The 24,118-nt window shown below is 52.2% G+C and carries 20 protein-coding genes and 3 pseudogenes; 10 read left to right on the top strand and 13 right to left on the bottom strand.

Annotated elements, in window-relative coordinates; all coding sequences use genetic code 11:
- Window positions 1–111 precede the first annotated feature (111 nt).
- Window positions 112–1,014 (top strand): AraC family transcriptional regulator, encoded by a 903-nt coding sequence (locus AC1DUO_RS07830; RefSeq protein WP_013578040.1) that lies wholly within the window; start codon window positions 112–114, stop codon window positions 1,012–1,014.
- Window positions 995–1,216: pseudogene (locus AC1DUO_RS07825) on the top strand (LbetaH domain-containing protein); the annotation flags it as partial. The gene AC1DUO_RS07830 and the pseudogene AC1DUO_RS07825, both read left to right, overlap by 20 nt.
- Before the next feature lie 71 nt (window positions 1,217–1,287).
- Here the strand turns inward: AC1DUO_RS07825 and AC1DUO_RS07820 are convergent.
- The gene (locus AC1DUO_RS07820) at window positions 1,288–3,687 is read right to left on the bottom strand and encodes a glucose/quinate/shikimate family membrane-bound PQQ-dependent dehydrogenase (RefSeq protein ID WP_112197657.1); all 2,400 of its coding nucleotides are present in this window, start codon (window positions 3,685–3,687) and stop codon (window positions 1,288–1,290) included.
- 178 nt (window positions 3,688–3,865) lie between these two features.
- A complete protein-coding gene (pqqU, locus tag AC1DUO_RS07815) occupies window positions 3,866–6,019 on the bottom strand; it encodes a TonB-dependent receptor PqqU (RefSeq protein WP_477986969.1) in 2,154 nt (717 codons plus the stop codon).
- 787 nt (window positions 6,020–6,806) lie between these two features.
- Between pqqU and AC1DUO_RS07810 the strand changes: the two genes are divergently transcribed.
- A complete protein-coding gene (locus tag AC1DUO_RS07810) occupies window positions 6,807–7,565 on the top strand; it encodes an alpha/beta fold hydrolase (RefSeq protein ID WP_119262357.1) in 759 nt (252 codons plus the stop codon).
- A 34-nt stretch (window positions 7,566–7,599) separates the two neighbouring features.
- Here the strand turns inward: AC1DUO_RS07810 and AC1DUO_RS07805 are convergent, their stop codons facing one another.
- From AC1DUO_RS07805 to rhaS (AC1DUO_RS07775), 7 genes and pseudogenes are all read right to left on the bottom strand, one after another.
- Window positions 7,600–8,418: a hypothetical protein gene (locus AC1DUO_RS07805; RefSeq protein ID WP_013578035.1), complete on the bottom strand. Its 819-nt coding sequence runs from the start codon at window positions 8,416–8,418 to the stop codon at window positions 7,600–7,602.
- Between the two features lie 98 nt (window positions 8,419–8,516).
- Window positions 8,517–9,881, bottom strand: coding sequence for a hypothetical protein (locus AC1DUO_RS07800; protein ID WP_262409258.1), 1,365 nt, complete (start codon window positions 9,879–9,881; stop codon window positions 8,517–8,519).
- A gap of 74 nt (window positions 9,882–9,955) precedes the next feature.
- Window positions 9,956–10,228: pseudogene (locus tag AC1DUO_RS07795) on the bottom strand (contractile injection system protein, VgrG/Pvc8 family); the annotation flags it as partial.
- 201 nt (window positions 10,229–10,429) lie between these two features.
- Window positions 10,430–11,407, bottom strand: coding sequence for a hypothetical protein (locus AC1DUO_RS07790; protein ID WP_477986966.1), 978 nt, complete (start codon window positions 11,405–11,407; stop codon window positions 10,430–10,432).
- Window positions 11,408–11,647: 240 nt separating this feature from the next.
- Window positions 11,648–12,229, bottom strand: coding sequence for an LUD domain-containing protein (locus AC1DUO_RS07785; protein ID WP_119262358.1), 582 nt, complete (start codon window positions 12,227–12,229; stop codon window positions 11,648–11,650).
- Window positions 12,230–12,300: 71 nt separating this feature from the next.
- Entirely contained in the window at window positions 12,301–13,740 is a 1,440-nt protein-coding gene (aldA, locus tag AC1DUO_RS07780) for an aldehyde dehydrogenase (RefSeq protein WP_037032738.1), read from the bottom strand.
- A 195-nt stretch (window positions 13,741–13,935) separates the two neighbouring features.
- Complete coding sequence (rhaS, locus tag AC1DUO_RS07775) at window positions 13,936–14,760, bottom strand: HTH-type transcriptional activator RhaS (protein ID WP_013578030.1); 825 nt, start codon at window positions 14,758–14,760, stop codon at window positions 13,936–13,938.
- A 401-nt stretch (window positions 14,761–15,161) separates the two neighbouring features.
- On the opposite strand from rhaS (AC1DUO_RS07775), the gene rhaS (AC1DUO_RS07770) reads away from it, so the two are divergent.
- From rhaS (AC1DUO_RS07770) to AC1DUO_RS07755, 4 genes are all read left to right on the top strand, one after another.
- Complete coding sequence (rhaS, locus tag AC1DUO_RS07770; protein ID WP_013578029.1) at window positions 15,162–16,154, top strand: rhamnose ABC transporter substrate-binding protein; 993 nt, start codon at window positions 15,162–15,164, stop codon at window positions 16,152–16,154.
- A gap of 68 nt (window positions 16,155–16,222) precedes the next feature.
- A complete protein-coding gene (locus AC1DUO_RS07765; protein ID WP_119262359.1) occupies window positions 16,223–17,737 on the top strand; it encodes a sugar ABC transporter ATP-binding protein in 1,515 nt (504 codons plus the stop codon).
- Window positions 17,734–18,747: an ABC transporter permease gene (locus AC1DUO_RS07760; RefSeq protein WP_119262360.1), complete on the top strand. Its 1,014-nt coding sequence runs from the start codon at window positions 17,734–17,736 to the stop codon at window positions 18,745–18,747. Before AC1DUO_RS07765 ends, AC1DUO_RS07760 begins: the two co-directional genes overlap by 4 nt.
- Window positions 18,748–18,803: 56 nt before the next feature.
- Window positions 18,804–19,766 carry an ABC transporter permease gene (locus tag AC1DUO_RS07755; protein ID WP_099049221.1) on the top strand — a complete coding sequence of 321 codons (963 nt, stop codon included), beginning with the start codon at window positions 18,804–18,806 and terminating at the stop codon, window positions 19,764–19,766.
- A 55-nt stretch (window positions 19,767–19,821) separates the two neighbouring features.
- Here AC1DUO_RS07755 and AC1DUO_RS07750 read toward each other — a convergent pair.
- Window positions 19,822–20,592 (bottom strand): annotated as a pseudogene (locus tag AC1DUO_RS07750) (Fic family protein); the annotation flags it as partial.
- Window positions 20,593–20,748: 156 nt separating this feature from the next.
- Here AC1DUO_RS07750 and panE point away from each other — a divergent pair.
- Window positions 20,749–21,672 (top strand): 2-dehydropantoate 2-reductase, encoded by a 924-nt coding sequence (panE, locus tag AC1DUO_RS07745; RefSeq protein ID WP_119262362.1) that lies wholly within the window; start codon window positions 20,749–20,751, stop codon window positions 21,670–21,672.
- Between the two features lie 181 nt (window positions 21,673–21,853).
- Window positions 21,854–22,336 carry an Hcp family type VI secretion system effector gene (locus tag AC1DUO_RS07740; RefSeq protein WP_013578023.1) on the top strand — a complete coding sequence of 161 codons (483 nt, stop codon included), beginning with the start codon at window positions 21,854–21,856 and terminating at the stop codon, window positions 22,334–22,336.
- Between the two features lie 22 nt (window positions 22,337–22,358).
- Here the strand turns inward: AC1DUO_RS07740 and AC1DUO_RS07735 are convergent, their stop codons facing one another.
- The 3 genes from AC1DUO_RS07735 to AC1DUO_RS07725 all read right to left on the bottom strand — a co-directional run bounded on the left by AC1DUO_RS07735 (window position 22,359) and on the right by AC1DUO_RS07725 (window position 23,848).
- Window positions 22,359–22,703, bottom strand: coding sequence for a DUF1493 family protein (locus AC1DUO_RS07735; protein WP_477986961.1), 345 nt, complete (start codon window positions 22,701–22,703; stop codon window positions 22,359–22,361).
- Window positions 22,688–23,152, bottom strand: a complete 465-nt coding sequence (locus tag AC1DUO_RS07730; protein ID WP_477986959.1) for an STM2901 family protein — start codon at window positions 23,150–23,152, stop codon at window positions 22,688–22,690. The genes AC1DUO_RS07735 and AC1DUO_RS07730 overlap by 16 nt, the downstream gene beginning before the upstream one ends.
- A 162-nt stretch (window positions 23,153–23,314) precedes the next feature.
- On the bottom strand, window positions 23,315–23,848 hold the full coding sequence (locus AC1DUO_RS07725) for a cytochrome b (RefSeq protein WP_013578020.1): 534 nt from the start codon (window positions 23,846–23,848) through the stop codon (window positions 23,315–23,317).
- 65 nt (window positions 23,849–23,913) lie between these two features.
- On the opposite strand from AC1DUO_RS07725, the gene AC1DUO_RS07720 reads away from it, so the two are divergent.
- Window positions 23,914–24,118 (top strand): hypothetical protein (locus AC1DUO_RS07720; protein ID WP_477986957.1); only part of this gene is annotated, 205 nt, incomplete at its 3' end.

The raw sequence follows: 24,118 nt of genomic DNA, 5'->3' as shown, positions 1-24,118 counted from the left end.
CGTTGGAGTAATAGTAAGGTAAGGGTCAAACAGGGGCTTCCGTGTTCCTGCTCGATTCTTGCCTGTTTCTGCTTTATGCTCCTTTCAACGATGAGACCGAGGATGTAAGACATGATGATGCAATCCCAGCTTGATGAGCTTTGTGGTCTTGCCGCACACGCCAGCAACTGGCGAACGGAGACGGGGATCCCACGCGTCGCGATGGTTCAGGGAAATATTCCGGCTTCGGCACTGGCTGCGGTTTATGAGCCAATGATCAATCTGATCCTCAGGGGAAGTAAGTCGATGACGGTGGGAGACCGGGTTTTCAACTATGACCCTGCCTCGTATTTTGTGATGTCGGTTGATTTACCTGCAGTGGGTGCTGTTCATCCGTCTGCGACGGGAGAACCGTATCTGGCGGTGAGTCTGACCCTGGAACCTCAACGGGTGGCTGCTATGCTGGACGATTTACCTCAATCAGCCATGAAAAACAGACCGGAAGGCGCGTTCTCTGTTGCCTCAGTGACATCGGAACTTCTTGATGCGTGGGTCAGAATGCTGCGTCTGATGAAGACCCCCGACGATATCCCCGCCCTCGCGCCCAATTATGAGCGCGAAATTCTGTATCACGTATTGAAAGGACCTCATGGCTGGATGCTGAGGGACATTGCTTCTCCGGGCACGATGTTGGCCCGAATCGGCAATGCCATTCGCTGGTTAAGACATAATTTTACAGAAGAGTTTGTCGTTGAATCATTGGCCGAACGGGAGGCGATGAGCGTATCGGCTTTTCATCGTCACTTTAAAGCCGTCACGGCCATGAGTCCTTTACAGTATCAAAAGCGCGTTAGGCTACTTCATGCCAGAACGATGTTATTAGGCAGGCAACAAAGCGTGACGTTTGTTGCCCAGGAAGTGGGGTACAGGAGTGTGCCCCAGTTTAACAGGGATTACGCCCGCATCTTTGGTCTGCCACCGCTAAAAGATGTTGCCCATCTGCGTAAGGTCATCAATGTGCGTGACAATCCGTAATGTGAAAGCAGGCCAGGATGTGGTGATTTACGAACCCGCTAATGTGTATGACTGTATTCTCGGTGATGACGTTTTTGTCGGGCCCTTTGTGGAAATTCAGGCCAACACCAGCATCGGACGGGGGACAAAAATCCAGTCGCATACCTTTATTTGTGAATATGTCACTGTCGGGGAAAACTGCTTTATCGGCCACGGCGCGATGGCTACGGGCGTTGTAGCCATAAAAAAGGCCGCTTTCGCGGCCTTTCAGATTTCAGAGCTTATGACAGCTAATTATTTAGCGTCAGCGTCTGGCAGTGCGTAAGCGATGATGTAATCGCCCAGTTTGGTGCCGAACGAACCGTGACCGCCTGCTGCGATAACAACGTACTGTTTGCCATTCACAGAGTAAGTCATCGGGGTCGCCTGGCCACCTGCTGGCAGACGAGCTTCCCACAGTTTGTCACCGTTGCTCATATCAAATGCACGCAGGTAGTTATCTGCGGTCGCTGCGATGAAGAACACATTACCGGCGGTAGAAATCGGTGCGCCCAACATTGGCATACCCATTTTGAACGGCAGCGGTAATGGTGAGCTGTCACGCACGGTACCGATACGTTTTTTCCACACGATATCGTTGGTTTTCAGGTCAACGCCGGAGATGTAACCCCATGAAGGTTGTTTACATGGGAAGCCCAGCGGAGACAGGAACGGGTTCAGCGTCACGCCAAATGGCACGCCGTACTGTGGCTGAATGCCAGTCTCAGTACCGGAACCACCTTTATCGTTCTCATCTGGCTCTATAGGGTTGCCAGGACCACGTGGGATCAGTTTAGACACGAACGGCAGTGCGATCGGGTTCGCGATAGCCACCTGACGGTCGGTATCCACAGAAATACCGCCCCACTCGAACATACCGAGGTTACCCGGGAACACCAGCGTGCCCTGCTCGGATGGCGGTGTGAAGGTGCCTTCATAACGCAGTTTGTGGAAGATCACACGACACATCAGCTGGTCATAGATCGTTGCGCCCCACATGTCTTTACCGGTCAGTTTGGCTTCCGGACGGAAAGTCAGTTCGGAGAACGGCTGAGTCGGAGAAACGTGGTCGCCTTTCGCTGCGCCTTGCGGAACAGGTTTTTCAGGTGCGTCAACAATCAGCTTACCGTCACGGCGATCCAGCACGAAGATGTTACCGGTTTTGGTCGGTACATAAATCGCAGGAACTTTGTTGCCGCTCTTGTCAGTGATATCAGCCAGCGTTGGCTGCGCCGGAACGTCCATATCCCACAGGTCGTGATGAACGGTCTGATAGAACCAGGCCAGTTTACCGGTGGTCGCATTCAGCGCCAGCAGGCCGCTCGCATAACGTTCCATTTCCGGAGTACGGTTGCCGCCCCAGATATCTGGTGTCGCTACGCCGATTGGCAGGTAGACCAGATCCAGCTTGTCATCATAAGCCGCAGGCGCCCATGAGTTCGGGGAGTTTGGCGTGAAGTGCTGACCATCTTCAGGGATTTTGTTCGGTTCAGCCGCACCCGGATCGAAGGCCCACAGCAGTTTACCGGTTTCCACATCAAAGCCACGGATCACGCCGGAAGGCTCGCGGTTTGAGTAGTTATCAGTAACCGCACCCGCCACGATGATCACAGATTTAGTGATGATTGGCGGTGACGTTGGCTCGTAGTGCCCTGGCGTTGCGTAAGGCATGTTGCCTTGCAGGTTCAGCTCACCGTTGTTACCGAATGCCGGGCAACGTGCGCCGGTTTCAGCGTCCAGCGCGAACAGACGGCCATCGTTGACCGGCAGAATGATACGACGTGAACAGACAGCAGGCGCTGCGCCATTAGCCGCATCACCTTGTGCAGCAGGTGTGGTCTCATGATAAGACACACCGCGACAGGTCACGTGCTGGAAGGTCGGGTTAGAATTGAGCTGCGGATCGAACTTCCACTTCTCTTTACCGGTCGCGGCATCCAGAGCAAACAGCTTCTGGTGCGGCGTACACAGGTAAAGCATGTCGCCGATTTTGATTGGCGTCACTTCGTCAGTGATTTCGCCCGGATCGTTCGGGGTCTTCAGGTCACCGGTACGGAAAGTCCAGGCCACGTCGAGCTTGCTGACGTTTTTATCGTTGATCTGGTTCAGTGGCGAGTAACGGGTACCGCCCTGAGTACGGCCATAGGCCGGCCAGTCACTGGCAGGAACGCCGGAATCGGTTGCTGCCGGTGCAGCATCGGCAGCTTTAAGGGTGCCGTTGATTTCCTGCGGATCGTTGAAGACGGAGTACGCCAGCACAATCACGGTGAACAGCAGGGAAACGGCCAGAGCGCCGCGTGCGAAAGCATTTTTCGCCAGCATCTGGTTATACACAACCGGCAGCAGGATCCACAGGCCCAGGAAGAAGGTGACGTCTAAACGCGGCGTCAGTGCCCAGAAGTCTGTGCCTACTTCCCACACCGCCCACACCGTGGTGCCGAACAGGAAGATTGCGTACAGCAGTAATGCAGAAGAGCGACGGCGATACAGCAACCACGCGGTAACCAGCGAGATAACACCGGCAATAATGTAATAAAGAGAACCACCTAATTTTGCCAGCCAGATACCGCCGACAAGAAGATAAATCCCGCTTAACGCGGCGAACAAAGCGGTAATTATGACGACGATGCGTGATAACGAGGCTTTCGTTTCCATAGTTGATGACCTTACTGATTTTTTATAATCGTCGATTCRGGCATGAGCCGAATCTTCAAGAACATCCGGTTCTCACCGGGTGTCATTCCTTGCATGTGCTGCCCCGCTTCAAAAAGTGCAGGTAACGGGCAGCACCGCGTGGTTCATTGTTCTGCTGACTGAACGTACTGACTAAAAGTTATTCGAAACTATAAGAAAGCGTAGCGCCGCCACCGTAGTTTCTGCCAGGTGCCGGTTCGAAATAACGGCCATTGCCTTCATTAACAATCACAGAACCGACATAATTTCTGTCGAACAGGTTGTCGACGCGGGTAAACAAATCGAGCGTCACTTTGTTCCAGTTGAAGCGGTAACCCGCATTCACGCTGGCCACGGTATAAGCGGGGGCCTGTTCACTGTTTTCGTCGTTTACTTCAATGTCCCTCATGTATCGCACATCGGCGCCCGCGTGCCAGCCGTCAACCGGCGCCCACTCAAGAGAAGCGTAGCCCATGTTGCGCGCAATACCCGGCAGTCGGTTGCCTGCTGGTGTGCAATCACCCGCGCCACAGGTCTCGTTGCGGAAAGTAGCATCGAGCAGCGTCCAGGCCATTTTCACGCGCCAGTTTTCTTCAATCTGCTGATCTAACGACAGTTCCAGACCGCGACGGCGTGTCTTACCGGCGTTGGTGTAGCTTGACCGCCCGCCGACACTTTGTGCCACAATCAGCTCGTCATCGGTATCGGTCTGGAAGACGGCAGCGGTCACTAAACCGTTGCCCACGCGCCATTTGCTGCCCAGTTCCACGGTGTTACTGGTGGAAGGTTCCAGTCCCAGATTCAGGCCAGATTTACCATCGGTGCGGTAAGAAAGCTCGTTAATGGTCGGCGTTTCGAAACCGCGCCCGGCCGAAATATAAGTGTTCAGTGCAGGCGTCACGGCATAGTTCAGGGACGCCATCGGCAGCAGTTTGTGATAACGGCGCGAACCGCTGTCATCAGGGTTGCTGCCGGTAATGTAATAATCCTGCGAGTCGAAACTCACGGTGCTGTAACGCGCACCGGCATCCAGCGTCCAGCGCGATGTCAGGTTCCACGTGGTTTGCAGATAGGGATCGAGGTTCCACATCACATTCTTTTCGTTGCGACGTTCGTCGCCTTTCACGCCCAGATCGCCTTCATCATTGAAGTTTTCATAACCGAAACGACGCTCGGTCATGGTTTCATAATCCAGCCCGCCGGTGACGGAAAACGGCACGGAACCTATCTGATCGTCATGTTTCCAGCGGGTATCCACACCGGAATACTTACGTTCCAGAACAATCACCCCGCCCGCGTTCAGCGGATTTTTCTGCGATGCCGCCGGAATGGTCTGGTATTGCGTCGTGTGGCGTTCGCCGTGATAAGTCATCAGGCTGAACTCGTCGTTTTCGCCCATCTGACGCTGATAGCGTAACCCGACTTGTGTCTGATCCAGACTCTTACGGGCGTTGTACTGATCGGCGCGTTTGGCCTGCTTCGGGTCATCATGCCATTCAGATTCTGTCAGGCCACCCGGATCGTTGGCATCCACGGACACGCTGTTAAACATCAGCGTCAGGGTGCTGTCATCATCAATACGCACGCCCAGTTTGCCGTTGCCGAGATTTTTCTGCGTACCGCTATGGTCACGGTAGCCGTCAGTGGTGAAACGGGAACCGGAAATCAGGTAATTAACATCACCGGCATGGGTGCCGTCGCCGGTTGCGCCGCTGGCTTTGACGCTGTTACGAAACGAACCGTAGCTGCCGAAATAAGTGCCCGCTTCCAGTTTGGCAGGCTGAGAACCGGTCTGGGTATCCACGTTCACCACGCCGCCGGAGGCGTTGCCGTACAGCGCTGAGAACGGCCCGCGGAGCACTTCAACACGCTCTACCGAGTTCAGATCGATATTGGAGGTCTGTCCCTGCCCGTCCGGCATGGTGGCAGGAATACCATCAACGTAAATACGCACACCGCGCACGCCATACATGGAACGGCTGCCGAATCCGCGAACGGAAAGTTGCAGATCCTGCGCATAGTTCTGGCGGTTCTGAACCTGTAAACCGGGGACGCTGCCAAGGCTTTCAGACAGATTGACCTGCGCTTTGCTGTTTCTGAAATCCCCGCCATCAATCACGCTGACTGCCGCCGGGGTATCGAGTTCGGATAATTTACCGGTGCTTTCACGCTTAATGACCATCATTGTTGATGAGCCGGCGGTGTCACCCGCATCATCTTTCGGCGACGCTGTCGAAGACTGGGCGTAACTGACTGATACCGGGTTAAAAAATGACAAAAACGTGATGATAAAAGCAGAGGTTTTGGCGTTCACTTTATGAGTTCTTTTGTTTTACGTTAAAAGGTTGAGTCAAAAAATACGACGCATCTCTCAATTTTGGACATAAGAAGTAGACATAAATTGACCAATCTGATTGAGAGCCGTGAAGGGGCTCACTATAGATTTTTTCTTCCTGTTAGTACATACGCAACTTTACAAATATAACTTTTTAACAAAATACCGCACGCAGTGTACATCTGAGGCCATTTTCAAATTCTATCTCCGCGCAAAATACAGGGTTTTATTCGTCTGATAGCGTTTATATTCCGATACAAAATAAACATCCGCTTTCATTCGAAAAATCATCCAACGATCTCCCGGTATTTATCTGCGCCTGAGTGGTAACGATTACACAATATACAACCTGCTGATAATTAGGTGATTTACCGGAAAACAAAAATGCACCTGATGCGTATTTATCAGAGAATATTTTCAGCTGGCTAATTCCTTTTTGTCTTTCGAAATCCAGACGAAGGCGCAGACCTCAGAATAAATATAGACCACTATTTCAAGACAGCGGCATATTCATCGCTGTTTTTTCAGACGATAAGTTCCGTGTAATGAAACCGTGGCGTCTTTACAAAAGATATAAAATGGAGAATTCTCACAGCGCTTAAAATACCCGCAAATAAACCCGGGGAAACGTTTTCACCGCATCCTGCGGGTCAGCGGCTTTATGACTTTTTTGTCATCCGCAGGTCACTCCTCTGTCAGAGCGCCACACGCAAAGTGGCATCACACACTGAGTTTCATTTCTGATCACAGTAAAAGAGGTCGTGCCATGCGTTTACGTGTAGTTTCAACATTGTTGTTTGCCGCCACTGCGGCGTTCGGTTCCCAGGCAGCCACCGCTGCGCCAGTGAAAAATATCGTGCTGGTTCACGGCGCGTTTGTTGGTGGCTCTGGCTGGCGTCCGGTGTATGACATTCTGACCCGCGATGGCTATAAAGTGACACTGGTACAGGAACCACTGACGTCGTTTGCCGATGACGTTGCAGCCACTAAACGTATTCTGGACAGGCAAAACGGCCCTGCCATTTTGGTCGGCCACAGTTATGGCGGCGCGATTATTACTGAAGCAGGCAACGATCCGCACGTAGCGGGGCTGGTGTATATCGCGGCGCATGCGCTGGACAACGGGGAAACCGAAGCAATTAACGGTAAGAAATACCCGAACTCCGCGCATCCGTTTGTGAAAACGCCGGACGGTTTCCTGTACATCAATCCGGCCAATTTCCCGTCTGATTTCGCCGCAGACCTGCCACGTAAACAGGCTGAATTCGAAGCGCAGGCCCAGATGCTGACATCCGCCAGCGTATTTACTGCGAACATTCCTGATCCGGCCTGGAAAGTGAAACCGAGCTGGTACATGGTGGCGAAGGCCGACAAGATCATTAACCCTGATTTAGAACGCATGTACGCCAAACGCGCACACAGCCACACCGTGGAAATCGCAGGCGCCAGCCATTCCGTTTATGAATCACATCCAAAAGAAGTGGCCGCACTGATTGAGCAGGCGGCAATGGGGGCAGTGAAGTAAAATTATTGACGGCGGACTAAGGCGAACACTTTGATCAGCCGTATAATTCTTCCGGTAATCCTTTTGGGAAAAAACCTTCTGGCGGCACATCGATAAATTCGCCTTCAACCCGACGGATAAGGGTCCAGCCGGTTTCGGTCCACTCAGTTTCTTCCCAACCGTAATCTTTTTCACCTGTGTCTGGGTCTGACCAGTTACTGCGCCTGATGCCCTGAGATGCAGGGACTGGTTGCCCAAAGTCCTCGGGAATAAACCGGGCTGGTGCAAACTTAATATCCGGAAGATAGAATCCTGTTTGTTCGGGATTTTGTCCTATTTCTATTCTTACGGAAGGATCAAGTTCATAACAAGGTATTTTTGCTGGGAGTTCAATGTTTGAATATAAGCTTCCGCAGCCGGTATAGGTCAAATCCCCGTCGTCCCAATTGCCGCGCAAAGTATATGACAGTCTATTGTCTAATGCTGATGCTTTATATTCTAATTCAGAGATATTTAAAATATCCTCCTCCTTCATCCAGCCATTCCAAAACTCGACAATACCTTTGTTAATATTGCTCATAGCATGACCGATATCGAATGCTTTGATATCGTTATGAGTTCGTAGGATATAAGCTTTCATGTATCGTTCTTTCATTGGCCTGATATTAGGCATCACCCGAGACTCCCATACCACATCGGCCTGTTGCCACTGTGGGAGCTTTCTGGCGTTAAGCGGCATTTCACGTTTATATCTTGCCAGTGCTTCCTCATGTGCATCGATATAAGCAATAATGGCATCACGGGTTTCGGCATAATGTTCTGCTGAGATAAATTTTTCTAAAAAGTAACATTCCTGCGGATGTAAAATACCCATTATTCTTTTCCTTTTGGTTCATACCAGTTGTTTTTATTCTCTAGCTTCGGTAGCCCCAGATAAGGGCTGACAGGGTCACCGGCCACATCACCATAGCCTCAGCGGGTTTTACGCCGCTCACCGGTAAACTCTTTTCTAAGCTGCGACGGGTCCAGTACGATTTGTACCGCTCCACCTTCCAGCGAATATTCTTTGGCATTCTCATTAACTTGTGTTGCAGCGCGACCTTCCCAGACTTTAAGCGGTTGCCCCGGCGGAACGGTGTAAACGACATATTCCCCGTTTTCATTCCAGCTTTTCCATACGGCAAAGTTTTTACGCCAGTCACTTTTCGATGTCAGTTTTTCAAACTCTGCCTTACGCATCCAGCAGATGCTGTTGTCTGAAGAGTTTGGGTCAATGACCCGATAGATAATTTCACCCGGGGGAATTTCAACGCCTGTCATGGAATTATCGAAAGTATTAAATTTCCCATTCAAAGGTGTTTTGCGGTGAGGCATGTTTTTAATGTCTGGCCAGCCTTGGTCAATTTGGACGATTTGTGATTTGGATAGTTTTTTAATCGGCTTATATTTCTCCACGGATACCCCAACATCCACCCAATCCGGTTTTTCCTGCTTAAACATCTCCACTTCTTTAGCCGCCCGTTCGCCGCCGTAGAGGTGTACGTTGGTGCCCACATGCGCGCGGTAGGCATTGTCACCTTCAACACGCAGGCGGTTTGCCAGTTTTTCCAGTAAATCCGTGACGGGGGCGAGGGCTTTACCCAGCATCCGGTCCGCGTTGCGACGTACTGCCATCAGCATGTTCCACAACGCGGCTACGGGTTGCTTTAACGATGCCGGGCCCCAGGCCGTGACTTTATCGAGAAGTTTTTTGGTGACGGAGAGGAGTTCATCAAAAACACTTAACAGGTCGAAGACGTCCAGGCTGTCGATCACGCCGCGTAATTTTTCCTCGAGGAAACGGTAAGGATTATAAATTTTCAGATACTTCAGCGCGCTGCGCGTGGCGGGCATATTCAGAAAGTCGTTCAGTAACCCGATGGCGCCTTCAAGCGCACGGTAAAGCTGGCCGGGGTTGTTTAGCTGATCCAGATGACTTTTGCGCAAATACAAAAACAGGACTTTAAATCCGCCTTTGCACAGCGACCCTAACACCGGGAAGCAGCCGATCAATGTCAGGCATAACGCAACCCATGCCCAGGTGTCGCTGTCGTCTTCATTAATTTTTTTGCAGTTCGCCACCAGATCGCGGATATCGCAGAGCTGATCCACAAAAGGGATCATGGAAATCACCGTCCCCGTGACGACCTGTCCGGTGGTTTGTCCGGTATTGAAATCTCCCTGCAGGGTTTCCCAAATCCACTGGCCTGCGGCCTCAATTTTTCTTTGTCCGCTGCAGACCCAGCTGTCAGGTGGCGGGGTGAAAAATGCCAGCGCCTTTTCGAAATTGTCATCCATTGGTGATTGTCCCTGTTATTTCGTTAAAAGGCTGTCCGTTGCCGCATCAAGTGAGGTGTAGCGTTCCCAGTCCGGATCCGGTACAGGGTTTCGTCGGCGGAGGTGGACAGGCGCTGAAAGTCACGGATAACGCCGTACACGACGCGTTCAGGCTGGAAAGGCGTGCCCAGGGTAAAGCAGGTGAACTGGCGCAGCATCTGCGCGGCACCGATATCCGGTTCGGGGCAGGTGACGTCAACGGTGTAGGAAAAAGTCTCGCTGAGATGTTCCTCGCCGCGAAAGCTCAGCACGTCCAGATGGTACGGGCTGTTCCAGATATCGAGAGAATAGCGGGAAAGTGTGTTCATTCCGGTCCCTGGCTGACATGTGAAAAGCATCCTGCTTTTCGGGGTGTGAGGAAACTGTATTCACATGGTGAAATTGTGGGAATAGAGTTTACTCAGAATTGGGAATTCGGGAAGTGTTAATAATAAGAGGTACCAGACAAAAGCTAGTGAAGCCCTTCTGTTATCTGACCACAACAGAGGCTCTTTAGACCCGCCCCCCGGTTACGCCCTGCGGGTAAACGCAATCATCAGGGAAAGGGCATAGACGACGCTGCCCAGAAATACAGCGGGGGCGAGACTGTCAAACAGATGTCCGGGTTGGGCATCTGAGTACAATACCAGCGCAACGACGGAAATCCCCATCATGGCGCCGGGTATGTGGATCCAGCGGGTCAGGCGTTCTTTTTGCTTTTTGTAGGCAGCAAATTCCTGATTTGTTCTTTCCAGCGCATTACTGAGCCGTTCGCAGTCTTCTTCGTTATCACACAAGCGTTCGGCCAGGCGGCTGTTTTCATCTTCCAGCTCGGCCATCTGCTTCTTCAGTTTTGCCTTTTCGGTCTTCGCGTTCTGCCCTTCATACTCTTCGAGTTTCAGGCTGGCCCGTAGCTGCGTGATTTTACGGTTCGCCTCGGCCGTCAGTTCTTTCTGCTGTCCGAGCAGGGCGTAATTCCCGTCAGCACGGCGGTTGGCGGCATGGCGTTTATCTTCTTCCTCACGCACCCGGCGTTCCGACTCGGTTTCCAGCCGGGTTAAACGCTGTTGCAGCGCATCACACGCCGCCGCCATCGCGGTCATCTGACTGCCGGTATACGCAATCAGGCTGTTGGCGGCATCGAGTTCTGCGGAGTTTGAATGGCCGTCTGCACGCTGGCGCGAACGCAACAATGCCAGTTCATCGGCGTGCTGCTTTTTCTGTATGTCAGATTGTCGAAGCAGTTCGCTGATGCGGGTGTTAAGACGCAACAACTCCCCTTTCATCCGCTCAGCGTCTTCTGTATTGCCTTTGCCTGTTTGGTTACGCGCAACGGCCAGTTCATTCTTCAGGCTGCACACCTGTTTTTCCAGTGAGGCGAGCTTTTCGAGCGTGACGGCGGTGTCTTTATAAACAGTTTTTACTTTTGCCTTATCTGTCTCGGCGCGGCTGAAACTGATGCCTCTGAGCGCGCTTTCCACTTCGCGGGCGATGGTTGTTTTATCCATGGCTTTCATCCGGTTGCACGCACTGGCCAGGAAAGTGGCTGCTTCGTTGCTGTTACCGGTTCCAAATGCTTGTTTGATAAGGCTCTGTATCACGCTCATGGTTGCCGCACTCACTTGCCGTAAAAAGTCAGGGCACGCCCGTTGTGCACCCGTTTACTGATTGTATCAGATAGGATTTATTTTATTTACAGGAGTTATTTTAAGCGGGATGAGTACAGCAGGATCCGTGGGTTTTCGGACTTAAAGCGCGATCACCCGCAGGCTTTGGACGCCTTTGGCACCCAGCATCAGCGCACTTTCGCTGTCGGCCATCGCCGCCGGGCCGGTGACCATAATGGTGTAGCGGGCATTGAAAGGTTGCGGCTGACGGTGGGCGAGATGCAGATGTTCGATGATGTGGTTAACGTCGAGCAGCACGACCAGGTTTTTAGCCATCGCGCTGAGGGTGTTCACACAAAGTTGCGGATCACTGAGAAAGACGGCGCCGGTTTCTGCGACACCAAAACAGGCACGGACCACGCCGACATCAACATCTTTCAGCGATGCCGCCTGAGTACGGGCGTCGAGACTCCTCTCTGCGATAATCTCCGGCGTGGCGGAGCAAAACAGCGAGTCTGCCGGATATAACCCGCGCAGATAGGCATTCAGCGTGGTGTAGCCATTTTGCGGTGCCCGCAGGAACCGGTCATCCCAGATACCGCCCATCAGGGTCAGCGCACGGCCAAATTCTTGCTGCGGATGGGATTTTTCAGCCGGTGGCGGGAACAGCGTTTGCATGAATTTATGCTGACGAATGCCGGTCAGGAAATCGTTGCGGCTCATGGGGTTTCCTTGTCAGGTGAAAGTCAGCAAAACCGGAGTCAGGTTCCCCTGCTCCGGCCACAGTGTGTTAATTAATGGAACTGCAGGTACGCGACATGCGTTTGCAGATATTCCTGCAAGCCATGTTTACCGTCGGCACCACCGACGCCCGACTTACGCCAGCCCGCATGGAAGCCCTGCATGGCTTCGAAGTTTTCACGGTTGATGTAGGTCTCGCCGAATTTCAGTTGTTTCAGCGCTTTCATCGCCGTATTTATATTGCTGGTGTAAATCGATGACGTCAGGCCATATTCGCTGTCGTTTGCCATGGCAATCGCCTCATCCAGCGTTTTGAACGTGGCGACCGGCAGCACCGGACCAAACACTTCTTCATGCATGATCGGCATGTCCTGCTTCACATCCACCAGCACCGTCGGCTGATAGAAGAAACCTTTGTCGCCATGACGTTTGCCGCCCAGCAGCACTTTTGCGCCCTGTGACACGGCTTTCGCCACTTTATCTTCCACACGCTGCAATGCCGCCGCGCTGATCAGCGGCCCCATATCCAGCTCTTTTTGCTCGGCGGTATTGCCGAACGTCACTTTTTTCATCGCTTCGCTGATGCGCGAAATGAATTCGTCGTATACGCCTTCCTGCACGTAAACACGCTCCGCGCAGTTACACACCTGCCCGGTATTGATGACGCGCGAGCTCACGATGGCTTTCACCGCCAGATCCAAATCGGCGTCATTCATCACGATGGCTGGTGCTTTACCGCCCAGTTCCAGTGAGACTTTAGTGACGTTCTGTGCCGCCGCAGTCATGGTGGCGATACCTGCAGCCACGCTCCCGGTCAGACTGACCATGCCGACTTTAGGATTCGCCGCCAGTTCCTGCCCGACGGTCGGGCCGTAGCCGGTGACAATATTCAGCACACCTTTTGGCAGGCCAATTTTGTGAATAATTTCCGCGAAAATCACCGCGTTGTTTGGCGTGATTTCACTCGGTTTGATGACGATGGTATTGCCGGTGATCAGCGCCGGGGCGGCTTTACGGGCGATCAGGAAGAACGGGAAGTTCCACGGCAGAATACCGGTGGTCACGCCGATGGCTTTGCGGAACACAAAGATGTTTTCATTTGGCCGGTCACTCTGAATGATTTCGCCTTCGTAACGGCGTGCCCATTCCGCCATGTAATCAAGGTAGTCGGCGGTGAACAGTACTTCGGTTTGCGCCAGGCCGTAGGTTTTGCCGCCTTCCGCAATAATGGTTTCCGTCAGTTCGGCTTCGCGCTCACGAATACCGTCGGCAATTTTATGCAGCCACACGCCGCGCTCTACCGCAGGTAACGCTTCCCAGCCCGGCTGCGCCGCTTCTGCTGCATCAATGGCTTTTCTGGCGTCTTCTGCTGAGCCTTCAGGGATCTGCGAAATCACCTGTTCTGTCGCCGGGTTCACAACGTCGATCCACTTACCGCCGGTGTTTTCAACGAACTCGCCGTTGATGTACATACGTTTCTGAACTGTGCTCATGTAAGGGTCTCCAAAATACGGATAGAGTTGATGAACGAGTTGTTAATAAAAAAGTTCTTTTTTGTGAAGTTTTAACAGCCTGTTCTATCCGTCTGGTTTTTACCTTTCCGTGATTGCCACTTAATTTTAAGAAATGGCAAAAATGTCATGGTCGGACTGCCCGACATAACAATTTTGCAAAATACAGGGTTCCGCTTACTGATACTGACGAACACTTCTGGGTGCATAGCCAAATTCACGTTTAAACAATGTGGAGAAGTAATTGCTGTCGCAGAAACCACAGTTGTGGGCAATCTCGGTGATCGGGCTGTCGCTGAAACGCAGCATGTTGCGCGCATTGAGCAGACGCAGGCGGTTGAGGTAATTGAGCGGCGTGCAGCCGGTTTGTTGTTTCATCTGACGATGCAAGGTACGCAGCGACATCGAGAACTGCGCGGCCAGTGCCGGCCAGTCGATTTCCTCATCATAATGCTCATTCATCCAGTCCAGAACATTGTTCAGATCACCGCCCTGCCCGCGATATCCGACATCACGGCTGCCTTTGCGCAGCAATAATAAGAGCTGCATAAAATATAATTCCTGCTGAGCCTGAGATTCCGGCGATTGCGTGGCGGGTTGTCGCGCCAGCAAATTAATCAGCGTTTTGGCCTGCACAATCTGAGTCGGGCTGATGCGCCAGTGCGCCGGATACACCCCGTCCACTTCCTGCGGCAATAAATCACCGACGCCATTAAGGAAACGAAACGCGTTCGGGCTGCGATACAGCACGTTGGTCAGATGCAGGTTTTCGGTATCTTCATAAAGATGATGGTCGCTGTGACGCACAAAACAGACGCTCCCCGCGCTGAGGATCAGCGGCTGGTCATTAAAAACGTGCGTGCCGGTACCTTGCTCGACCAGGACAATTTCATTGAAATCCTGATGATGATGTTCAGGAAAAGTTTCCTGCGGATAACGGGGTTCAATGGCGACCGGGAAATCTCCTGAGGGGAAATACTCACTACTGCGTAACACGGTCATTTCCGACTCCTTATTAACACTATCGTAATATCTTAGTCGCCGCCGGGGCAGCCATCGGGCTGAAACTGTGATCCGCCAGCCGCTTTTGAACAAAACATTTCCCGCCTGATGAAATCCGGTGCAATCCGGCGTACTGCGTAGCTTTATGCCTTATTTCAGTGCGGTCTTCTGAAACCGGTAATGTGTGTTTTTCTGACCGTTTAGCCTGCCTGAAATAAGATTGTTATCAAATTGTGAGGTTGTTCGCTCAAACCTTTGCGTCTTTGCCATAGTTCGCACTGAACTGGCACTCGCGGAAAGGTGAGGCTGTCAGCAACCTCCTAGAGTCGTGATCATGCGCCTGGCGCGTCGGCAACTTTTTGGTCGTTAAACTTTATGCGGACTTATGCGGAGTACAAAAAATGAAATTAAAACACGTACTGAGCCTTACCCTGATGGCGAGCAGCATCCTGCTGGCAGGCGCGGCATCGGCAGAAGTGAAAATCGCCCTGGTAGCAAAATCGCTGGGTAATGGTTTTTTTGAAGCAGCAAACGTTGGCGCACAGCAGGCAGCTAAAGAACTGGGCGATGTGAAAGTGATTTATACCGGCCCGACCACCACCACCGCCGAGGCGCAAATAGAAGTGCTCAATGGCCTGATCGCCCAGGGCGTCGATGCCATTGCTGTCTCCGCCAATGACCCGGATGCGCTGGTGCCGGTGCTGAAAAAAGCCATGCAACGCGGCATTAAAGTCGTGTCGTGGGATTCCGGTGTCGCCAAAGAGGGCCGCCAGATCCACCTTAATCCGTCTAACAACGCGCTGATTGGCGAAACCAACGTCAAACTGGCCGCCGATGCGCTGAAAGCCCTGAACGTAGAAAAAGGCGATGTAGCCATCCTGAGCGCCACGCCAACCTCTACCAACCAGAATCTGTGGATTGCGGAAATGAAAAAAGTGCTGCCGAAATACCCTTCGGTGAATCTGGTAACGGTCGCTTATGGCGATGATCTGTCAGATAAAAGCTACCGCGAAACCATTGGCCTGCTGAAATCCTATCCGGACCTGAAAGTGATTATTTCCCCTTCTTCCGTGGGTATCGTGGCGGCCGCACAGGCAGTGAAAGATCAGGGCAAAATCGGCAAGGTGTATGTAACGGGACTGGGGCTGCCGTCTGAAATGGCGGGCGCAGTAAAATCGGGCGCCACCAAAAGTTTTGCTATCTGGAACCCGATTGATCTGGGTTACGCCGCCACTTATCTGGCTGATGATTTGGTGAAAGGCACCGCCACTAAAACCGAAGCCAGCATGGGCCGTTTAGGCAAAGTGAAACTCGATGCAGACGGCAGCGGCGCAATGGCTGAACCGTTTGTCTACGACGCCAGCAACATCGATAAATTCTCTAAAATCTTCTGATCCTGAATGCGGCTGACCGGGTTACCGTTCAGCCGTTTTGTTGTACTTAGCCAGACAGGGGAAACTCCATGAGTGATTCAGCGACACCGTTGTTGTCATTGAAGGGCATCAGCAAAGTCTTTCCGGGTGTCAGGGCGTTAAATAACGTTCATGTGGATTTGTATCCGGGAAAAGTAACCGCCCTGATTGGCGAAAACGGCGCGGGGAAATCGACGCTGGTGAAAGTCATGACCGGCATTTATCAGCCGGAAGAAGGCGAGTTGCACTATAAAGCCATTCCGATAAAACTGCCGAATCCGGAATCCGCACACAAAATCGGCATCACCGCCATTCATCAGGAAACCGTGCTGTTTGACGAGCTTTCCGTGACCGAGAATATCTTCGTCGGTCACTATCTTTACCGCGGCATTTTTAAACGTCTGAACTGGCCGGCGATGCATCAGCAGGCACGCGATATTCTGACGCGTCTGGAAGTAAACATTGATCCGCATGCCATTCTGAAAGAGTTAAGCATCGCGCAGCGCCATATGGTGGCCATCGCCCGTGCGCTGTCGTTTGATGCGCAGGTGGTCATTCTCGACGAACCCACCGCCGCCCTGTCTCAGCATGAAATCGTTGAGTTTTATCAGATTGTCGAACGCCTGAAACAGGAGGGTAAAGCGATTCTGTTTATCTCGCACAAATTCGACGAGATCTTCTCCATTTCCGATTACTACACCGTTTTGCGCGACGGCAGCTATGTCGGCTCCGGCAAAATCAGCGACATCAGCGAACAGCAAATGGTGACTATGATGATCGGTCGCGAAGTCAGTCAGGCTTACCCGAAAGTGAACTGCGAACCGGGCGACACCGTGCTCGAGGTGCAAAACCTCAGCCATCCGACCGAATTCGCAGGCATTAACTTCTCACTGCGCAAAGGCGAAATCCTCGGTTTTTACGGGCTGGTCGGTGCGGGAAGAACCGAACTGATGCAGGCGTTATTTGGCGTCACGCAACCGAACGGCGGCAAAATTCTGATCAACGGCAAAGAACAGCATTTTTCCCGCCCTTCTCAGGCCATCCGCGCGGGGATTGTGTATGTGCCGGAAGAGCGCCAGAAACAAGGCGCGATTATTGATTTGCCCATCAGCCAGAACATCAGCCTGCCACAGCTCAGCCAGCTTAATCCGCGCGGCGTGCTCAACGACAAAAAAGAGTGGGCGCTGGCCGATGATTACGCCAGACGGTTGCAGGTGAAAGCGTCAAGCTGGAAACAGGCCGTCGGCACGCTGTCGGGCGGAAATCAGCAGAAAGTGGTGATCGCCAAATGGCTGGCGACCAAACCGGACATCATCATTCTCGATGAACCGACCAAAGGCATTGATATCGGCTCGAAAGCGGCAGTGCATCAGTTTATGTCTGAACTGGTCGGGCGCGGGCTGGCAGTGATTATGGTGTCTTCCGAATTACCGGAAGTCATGGGCATGGCCGATCGCATCATTGTGATGCATGAAGGACTGATGGTCGCCGAATTCAACGCCGGTGAAGCCAGCGCAGAAATGATTGTCAGTGCCGCCAGCGGCGCGGGCGAGGAGGCAGCATGATCAGAAACCTGCTGAAATACCGCGAGCTGCTGCTGGCGGTGGTGATAGTGCTGATGGTGCTGGGCGTCGGCGTGCGCTCGCCGGAGTTTATCGGTGCCGGAAACCTGCTGGAGATGTTTAACGATACCTCGATTCTGATCATCCTGGCGCTCGGGCAGATGATGGTTTTGCTGACCAAAGGTATCGATTTGTCGATGGCCGCCAATCTGGCGCTGACAGGCATGATCGTCGCGCTGATTAACTTCCATCATCCGGATATTCCGGTGTGGTCACTGGTGTTACTGGCAACCGTACTCGGGCTGGTGATGGGGGCGATTAATGGCCTCCTGGTGTGGAAAGTCGGTATTCCGCCGATTGTGGTGACGCTCGGCACCATGAGCATTTATCGCGGCATTATCTTCCTGCTCTCAAACGGCGGCTGGATCAATGCCCATCAGATGAGCCCGGAATTCCTCAGTCTGCCACGCGCCACCTTTATTGGTCTGCCGCTGCTTGGCTGGTGTGCGATTGCCGCGCTGATTCTGGTGGCGTATTTCCTGCGTTACAGCCGGACCGGACGCGCACTTTACACGGCTGGCGGCAACGCCACGGCGGCGTATTACACCGGCATCAACGCAGGCAAAATGCAGTTCGTCAGCTTCTGCCTTTCCGGCGCGCTGGCGGGTTTCTGCGGCTATCTGTGGATCTCACGCTTCGCCGTGGCTTACGTGGACGTCGCCAACGGCTTTGAATTACAAATTGTTGCAGCCTGCGTCATTGGCGGGATCAGCACCATGGGCGGCATCGGCTCGGTGGTCGGTTGCCTGCTGGGCGCGCTGTTCCTCGGCGTCATCAACAATGCCCTGCCGGTGATTGAAGTGTCGCCGTTCTGGCAGATGGCGATTTCTGGCAGCGTGATTGTGATTGCCGTCATCCTCAACGAACGCGCCAACAAACGTAAAGGACGGCTGATTCTGCGCCACTCTCCCGCCGTCCAGCCTGTGCGAACTGAAACCGGGGTAAGATCATGAACAAGACCTTAACGTCGCGCAACACGCCGCACTCCGCTGCCGGAGAAAACACCACCATGGCTGTCACGCCGTTTTTCCGCCGCCTGATGTGCTGGGAAGGATTTTTACTGCTGGTGACGCTGCTGGTATTTGTGGTGAATGCGTTCGCCTCGCCGTATTTCCTCAATATATGGAACCTGTCGGACGCAACGTTTAACTTCACCGAAAAAGCCATCATTGTGCTGCCGATGGCGATGCTGATTATCGCCCGGGAAATCGATTTGTCGGTCGCTTCAACCATGGCGCTGAGTTCCACCATTATGGGATTCTGCGCGCAGGCCGGTTTGCCAACACCGGCGCTGGTGGGTGTCGGATTGAGCGTCGGCCTGTTGTGCGGGCTGATTAACGGCCTGCTGGTCACCCGGCTGAATTTGTCGTCTATCGTGATTACCATCGGCACCATGAGCTTGTTCCGTGGCATCACCTACGTGCTGCTCGGCGATCAGTCGCTGAATAAATATCCCGCCAGTTTCGCGTGGTTTGGTCAGGGCTATGTCTGGGGGCCATTGTCGTTTGAATTCGCGCTGTTCCTGGTGCTGGGCGCGGTGTTTTATTTCCTGCTGCACAAAACTAACTTTGGACGCCGCACCTATGCCATCGGCAACAATCCGGTCGCCGCGTGGTACTCCGGGATTAACGTGAAACGCCATAATCTGACGCTGTTCGTGCTGGTCGGCGTGATGTCCGGACTGGCGGCCGTTTTGCTGACGTCACGCCTCGGCAGTACGCGGCCAACACTGGCTCTCGGATGGGAACTGAGCGTGATTACCATGGCCGTGCTCGGCGGTGTCAGCGTGCTCGGTGGTTCCGGCAGCATGACCGGCGTAATTATTGCCGCGTTTCTGATGGGGCTGCTGACTTTCGGCCTCAGTCTGCTGAATGTGCCGGGCATCGTGATGTCGGTGATTGTCGGTGCGATGTTGATCGTGGTGATTTCACTGCCGGTGCTGTACCGCAAGGTTCTGGCGCGGGGGAAATAGCGGTGTAACTCCCCCGTCTTCGGGCGGGGGGTGTCGAATGAGTCATTGACGTTCAGTGTGAGGATTGCGTTTCAATGCCTTCACGTAATGCTTCCGCCAGTTTATCGAGCATAAAACTGATAAATGCCGTGCAGTCACTGGCACGATCGCATTCGCCAAGAATGCGGTAGTAATCCTGCTGCTGATTATGGATCAGCGTTTCTACCGGCAGCCAGGCGAGCTCTGAACGCCACTGGCTGAGGATCAGCGTCTGCCATAAGCGCCCCATTCTGCCGTTACCGTCGGCAAACGGGTGAATAAATTCAAACTCATAATGGAAAATCGAACTGGCGATGAGCGGGTGGATATCCGTTTCCTTCAGCCAGTTCAGCAAATCTGACATCAGACGCGGGAGTTGCCCGGCCGGTGGTGCCATATGAATCAGCCGATTGTCACGATACACACCCACATTGCCGCTGCGCAGGTGGCCGGGCGCATCCACCAGTCCGAGCATCAGCGTCTGGTGAGCTTTCAGAACATCCTCAAGACGATGACTTTTCAATGCCGGTAACTGTTCGTACGTCAGAATGGCGTTACGCACTTCCTGAATATCTTTTTGCGGCGCCAGCACGCGTTTGCCTTCCATAATGGCGGTCACCTGCGGTGTCGACAGGCTGTTGTGTTCGATAGCAAGTGAAGCCTGAATCGTGCGGATACGGTTTTCTTTTCGCAGCAGCACAGATGACTGTTCAGCATGCGCAGCCCAACGCCCCAGCAATTCCCCGACGTCCACAACCCGGTTGAGGATCTGCGGTGTGATACTGTACGGAGGCTGATAACCTGCCATTCAGTGCTCCTTGTTGAAATAGTGATGGGGCATAGTATCACGCGGCAAAATCTTCAAAAATCCCTCATTCATCATGGCTCTTGATCCCTGCCGCCCTCCTCCCGTAGTTTAAACAAACACAGGGTTTCTGAATGTCTTGATAAAAAAGGATAACGCATGAGAATTTTAGTGGTGGGAGCTGGCGCGACCGGCGGATATTTTGGTGCGCGGCTGGCGCAGGCCGGGCAGGATGTGACGTTTCTTTTACGTGAAAAACGCGCGCTTGTGGTTGAGCAAAACGGGCTGACGATTCACAGTCCGCACGGTGATTTCCATTTCCAGCCCAATGTCTTACAGGCATCGCAGCTGACCGGGCCTTATGATCTGATTTTACTGACTGTAAAAAGTTTCGGGCTGGAAGCGGCAATGAAAGATATCGCACCGGTTGTCGGTGAAAACACCATGGTGATGCCGGTACTTAACGGGATGAAACATATGGAGACGCTGAGTCTGCGTTTCGGTGAACACGCCCTGATCGGCGGCTTATGTAAAATCAACGCGACGCTGGATACTGACGGACATATTCACCAGATGACGCCAATGCATCAGATTATTTACGGTGAACTCTCCGGCGAAAAAACCGAACGTATTCTGAAAGTCGACGAGGCATTTCAACGTGCCGATATCGACGCCGTGCTGTCTGAAACGATTATCACGGATTTGTGGGAGAAATGGCTGCTGCTCTCGAGCTTCGGCGCGATCACCTGCACCATGCGCGGCAATATCGGCCAAGTGGCTTCTGCGCCGGGCGGGACGGAGTTTGCGAATGCCATCGTCACCGAAGCGCTGACCACCATGAAAGCCTTTGGCTACGCGGAACGCGCCGCTGCCGTGGCAAAAGTCAGGGAAGCGGTAACCGATAAAAGCTCGCCGCAGACCTCCTCCATGTACCGCGATATGATGCAGGGTTACCCCATCGAAGCTGAGCAGATTATTGGCGATCTGGTTGAGCGCGCAACGCGTGTGGGGATTACTATTCCGCTGTTACAGGCGGCGTATACGCATTTGTGTGTTTATCAGAAGAACGGCGTAAAACAGTAAAGTTTTTGCGCCTGTTTATGCAAGTTAAAATGCTGAACGGGCGCATTCAACATTCATCCCAATGATAACCCGCCATGAATAATAAACATCTGAAAATCAGTCTATTACAACAGTCGCTAATTGTGCCTGGCTGAACAAAGGAATAATTTGAAGCCTCACTTTTAAAAAGGAATTTTCGGAAATGGCAATCCCGGCATATTTATGGCTTAAAGACGACGGCGGTGCACTGATTAAAGGCGGTGTGGATGTCAAACATCGGGAATACAGTATCGAGGTTCGAGGTTTTCACCACAACTTAATGATTCCCACTGATAACGCTACGGGCAAAGTGACGGGTACACGTATGCACTCACCATTGCTTGTGGTTAAAGAGTTCGATTCGTCCAGCCCATACATCTACAAGGCAGTGGCAACGGGTCAATGCCTTGCTTCAGCTGAAATCAAATGGTATCGGATAAATGATGCTGGTCAGGAAGTGGAGTATTTCAACATGCTGTTGGAAAAGGTGCGTATCGTTTCGATTACACCAGCAATGGCCGCAGCCAGCAATCCGAATGAAAATCATATGGAAACTGTTGAGTTGCGTTACGAGAAAATCACCTGGAAGCATAATGATGGGAACATTATCTTTGCTGACTCGTGGAATGATCGCCAAACCGCATGATTAAAAAAGGGGCTAAAGCCCCTTAATCATAAAGCCATCTACCCGCCTTAGCCGATTCTGCGAACATTCTTACAGTTAAGGGCTTTCTGGTCTTTTCTATGTCCTTACGCTTAACCTTAAACCAGCGAGTGAAAAACGGAAGGTTTTCCCAGGGAAAGTAGAAGGACCAATTTACGACTGACAGGTCCACTTTAAAGGTTTTTTCATAAGCTTCGAGGGCATATACGAAATCATCACCTGGAGCAAAATCTTGTAGCTCGGTATCAAACTCAAGCGGAACCTCTCTTTTCAAATCGAAATCGTAGTAGCCAGGTATTTCCTCGCGGAACATTGATAAGACTTTTTCTTCCATTAAAAGTATGTCCATGCAATACGATCTTCTGGACGGGCTATTAAATTATATTTTGATCTGGTTTCGGCGGCCACCTGCTGGATTAATATGACCGCCATTGCATATCCAACAAAGGGGACATATCTATCTATCAGTGCAGCCCATTTTGTGGTTTTTCGCATAGTCAAGGTATTGAACGACTTACCAACCGGCGTCCACGCTTTAAGGCCAAAGGGCAGTTTCGCTTGCTTTAAAAGGGCCCTCGATAGCTTTGACGCCACGCTTGTTCCCGGTATTGCAGTTACCATCTTGCCCGGAACCGGAATGTAAGGCTGCCCTGTAATAATGAGAACTGTAGCCGTAGTATCTAACCCGAGGTGATTTGATAAGCTTTCAATAAAAATTAGACCAAATAACTCTTGATTAYTCAGATTGGCGTGGCCGTGATAAAAGTACGTTCCGTTTAGCTCTTCAATAGTATCCATTTCAATATCCTTTTGATTAGAAGGGCTTTAGGATACTGCCGCATTTATTAGCAGGCAATATGCCCCCTCGCACTGGATATCATCATTGTTCCTTCCGTCACGTTAATCGCTCCGTTGATACCAGAAACTGGCAACGGTTTCTCAGACCCACGCACCCGCGGGCTATTTTCGCGAAGGTAACATCCGGATTAGCGTGTTATCGCGCCGGCGATAGTGATGCCAGAGGGCAGCCAGAGCATGTAATCCGATAAGATAATACCCGGCGTTCGCGAGCCATTCATGCAGCGTTTTAAACTGTTTCTGTAAAGGGAGATCCGGAAAAACACTTTTAGGCATAAGGATGTTAAACATCGTCCAGTCATGGCCGCCATAATAACGTGACAAGATGCCCAGCACCGGCAAGCTTAAAAACATCAGATATATAAGTACATGAGCCGAACCTGACAAATAATGCTGCCAGCGCGGCAACGCGGGTTTAACCGGCGGCGTGACATACATTGCGCGAACAAACAGACGCATACACATCAGGAATAATACGCAAAATCCCAGGCTGTAATGCGTAAGGGCTAATAACTCCCTCGCTGGAGTGCCTTTTGCAAACCACCCTTTTATATCCATCGTGGCATAGGTCAGTACGACTAACACAAACACCAGCCAGTGGAGCATAATTTGAACGAAAGAATATCGGGTACGCATAGAAGTTCCGGTAAACGAAGAGACGTTAACCTTACTTGTGCAGACTTAAGCTTACCTTAAGAACAATGACGGAGAGTAATGAAAAGGAAAAAATCCCCAGAAACGCGAGAATTTTTAAAAGGGGGAACAGCAGAATAAAAACTGGCGGTGAAGTACGTTTTTCTGCCCGGCTAAAAAGCGGGGCAGAAAAGCGCAGCACATCAGCCGTGAGGTCAGCGCGCGATCAGGAAGCTTTCAAGTGTCGCGCCGCCATCCAGCGCTGCTTTAATG

Source organism: Rahnella sp. P4_A8 (assembly GCF_056402435.1).
This window is presented reverse-complemented; position numbering and strand designations above follow the sequence as displayed.